Genomic DNA, 2,788 nt, shown 5'->3' with positions numbered 1-2,788 from the left:
GTGTTTCAGGTTCAGGATGCGAAAGTCCTTGCCAAACCCGTCGCCGTAAAAGTACTTGTAGGAATAATCAAAGACGATGGCCTTGCCGTATTCAGCCGTCAGCAGGTTATTGCGCGCCGCCGAGAGGAATGGTGGAATGGCCCTCGGCGGTGCGGGGGGGACGGGCGGCCTTCCCGCATTCCCACGGTTCAGGTTTCGGACGTAGCCGTCCGCCCTTATCCGCAGGTCCGAAGGAGGGATGGGCATGAGGGTGTTGTTCTGCTGCGCCAACCTTTCGGGAAGCGGCCACTATCGGTGCGTCTACCCGGCCCGGGCCCTGCGCCGCCGTGGACACGAGGCCGACTGGCAGTTGGGGGTGACCCTCGACCCGCGGACCTTCGAGCCTACAGACCTTTCCTATGACGTCTATGTGATACAGATGGCCCAGTACAAGGGAATGCTCGCCTTGCTCAAGAGGCTCTCCGCCCTGGGAAAAGTGGGTCTGGTGGAGGTGGACGACCATGTGCGAGCCACGCCCTTCTACAATCCGGCCTTCCGTTCCTTCCGTGGCCGGGGCGGGAAGGCGCGCGCGGTTGAGGAATGCGCCCGCGCGGCGGACGGGGTTACGGTCTCCACCCCTGAGCTGGCGGAGATCTTCACGCCCCTTAATCCCAACACCTTCCCCCTCCCCAACTGCATCGACCTTGAGGATCCCGTCTGGAACCCCGAGGCGGACAAAGAGGAGGGACGGGTCAAGGTGGGATGGGCCGGCTCACCTACCCATCTGGATGACTTTCGCCCTCTGGTCCCGGTGCTCGAGGCCCTTTGCCGCCGTTACCCGCAGGTGAAGGTGGCTGTGGGTGGTCCCGAGGAGGTCTACGCCTTGCTCGCCAACATACCTGAGGACCAAAAGGAATACCTGCCGCCGGTACCCTTCGAGCTCTACCCCAAAATGCTTGCACGCTTCGACATCGGCCTGGTGCCCCTTCTGGACAACGCGTTCAATCGCTGTAAGAGCGACCTCAAGGGCCTGGAGTACTCGGCCCTCGGTATACCCTTCCTGGCCAGCCCCCTGCCAGCTTACCGCCGACTGGTTGAGGAGGGAAAGAACGGCTTCCTCTGTTCCCACCGCAGGGAATGGTTCGGACGCCTGAGCCTCCTTGTGGAAAAGGAGGAGCTGCGCCGGAGGATGGGCGAGATGGCCAAAGAGTTCGTGGAGCGGCGCATGTCCAACCACTACGCCCCCCTTTGGGAGGGGATAATCGAGGCCCTGCTTCTGCGCCGTCGATTGCTCTCCTCCGTTGAAGCGGCATCCTCCTCCGGCTGAGGACGGCGCCTTGTGCGGATAGAGGTGGCCCGCCTTGGTGAAGTACTTTATCCCCAACGAGAGGCTCCGGGAGGCGTTACTTAGCGGAAACCCATCCGGACTCAGGGACCTCGAAGAAATCCTCCGCCGGGGCACCATGGTGGAACTACACTGCCCCTTTTGCGGAAACCTTCACCTCTCCGAGTTACGCTTCCTTTCCCCTTCAGTCCCTGCCCCCGCTGTTCCTCCCGCCTCACCGATCCCAACCGCGAGCGCTTTGCCCGGGAGGAGCCGGAAGAGACGGTTGGCGAAGTGAGCTTGACCGTGCTGGTTCCTGTCATCCACGGCCACCGCCTTTCCTCTTTGTGCCTGGCCGCGCTGGCCAAGAGCCTGGGCTGGGGCTGCGAGCTGGTGGTGGCTTTGTCGGGGAAGAAAGCCTCATCTCGTTCTCAAATGGAATATATTGCCTGTAAGCTGCTGGAAAATCCGCACGGAACGAGCCTGCCGGCGATCCTGAACCAGGCCTTGCTCGAGGGGCGCGGGGAGTACTTGGCCGTGGTGCGGGAGGACGTCTTGGTTCGCCCGGACTGGCTCCCCCCTCTTCTAGCGGCACTGAAAGAGGACCCGGAGGCGGCCGTGGCTTCCTCCCTGGTACTGGACGCCCGGGGAGAAGTATATCATGCGGGGGACCAGCTCCGCCGCGCCTCGGAGGACGACGCCCAGCTGGTTCCCCTGCGCGGTGGAGAAAAGGCCGCGAGTTTCAGGGGCACGGAAAGAGTTCCCGCCCTCGCGCTGCACTGCGCACTCCTGCGTCGTGACCTGGCGCTGGAGATAGGCTCCTTCGACGAGGAAGGGTACCCTTATCCCGGTACATATGCCGACGTGGACTGGACCCTCATGGCCTGCCTCGCCGGTTACCACAGCCTGGTGATCGGGGCCTCCCGGGTCCTGCATCTGGACCCGGAGCCCGGAAGGGAGGATAGGTCGTGGGACGAGGCCTCCAAACGCAATCTGCGGCTCCTCCTTAAAAGGTGGGCTTCAGCGGAGGCGGAACCGTTACGCGCTATCCTTGAGGAAGCCTTTCCCTGACCTTGATTCCGACCGGTTCCGCATACGAAGCGAGGGTCGCCGGCGTGCCCCCGTCTCGAGATCTTGAAAGAGCGTCACCCCGAGGGGTCCCCCTGCGTGTTGGGCCCGTTGCCGCCCTCAAGTACTTGGTTCAGGGCCCTGCCGTCTGCTTTTCTTCGCCCTCCGTCTCCGGATCGTGGAGTTCGTACAGGTTTACCCCCATTTGGACCAGGTTGGCCGCCAGCTCCAGCCCCCGGTGCTCCTTCACCAGGACCGCCAGGCGGTGTGCTTTTTTCCTCCAGGCTGCCCTCAAGGCGAGCTCTTCCCCCTCGGCGGTCAGGACGCCCGCCCCCACCATCTCCTCCAGCATGCACCCAAGGTCCTCTCCCTCGTAAGTCAGCCTGCGGGCAAGCTTGTCCCTGGCCATCCGACCAC

The 2,788-nt window shown here is 63.4% G+C and carries 4 protein-coding genes; 2 read left to right on the top strand and 2 right to left on the bottom strand.

The features are described from left to right. Positions 1-246, bottom strand: a 246-nt coding sequence (locus H7007_RS12945) for a hypothetical protein (RefSeq protein WP_287155753.1), incomplete at its 3' end; no start/stop codon positions are given. On the opposite strand from H7007_RS12945, the gene H7007_RS12940 reads away from it, so the two are divergent. Together H7007_RS12940 and H7007_RS12935 are read left to right on the top strand one after the other, a co-directional pair. Further along, on the top strand, positions 245-1,306 hold the full coding sequence (locus H7007_RS12940) for a glycosyltransferase family protein (protein ID WP_287155752.1): 1,062 nt from the start codon (positions 245-247) through the stop codon (positions 1,304-1,306). The genes H7007_RS12945 and H7007_RS12940 overlap by 2 nt on opposite strands. Positions 1,307-1,609: 303 nt before the next feature. Next, positions 1,610-2,374 (top strand): glycosyltransferase family 2 protein, encoded by a 765-nt coding sequence (locus H7007_RS12935; protein WP_287155755.1) that lies wholly within the window; start codon positions 1,610-1,612, stop codon positions 2,372-2,374. Between the two features lie 130 nt (positions 2,375-2,504). On the opposite strand, the gene H7007_RS12930 is transcribed toward H7007_RS12935, so the two are convergent. Further along, the coding region (locus tag H7007_RS12930; protein WP_287155751.1) for a hypothetical protein at positions 2,505-2,788 on the bottom strand (284 nt) is incomplete at its 5' end.

The organism is Candidatus Solincola tengchongensis (assembly GCF_015711935.1).
Taxonomy (GTDB): domain Bacteria; phylum Actinomycetota; class Geothermincolia; order Geothermincolales; family RBG-13-55-18; genus Solincola_A; species Solincola_A tengchongensis.
The sequence above is the reverse complement of the archived record's forward strand: the minus strand, read 5'-3'. Positions and strand labels throughout refer to the sequence as shown.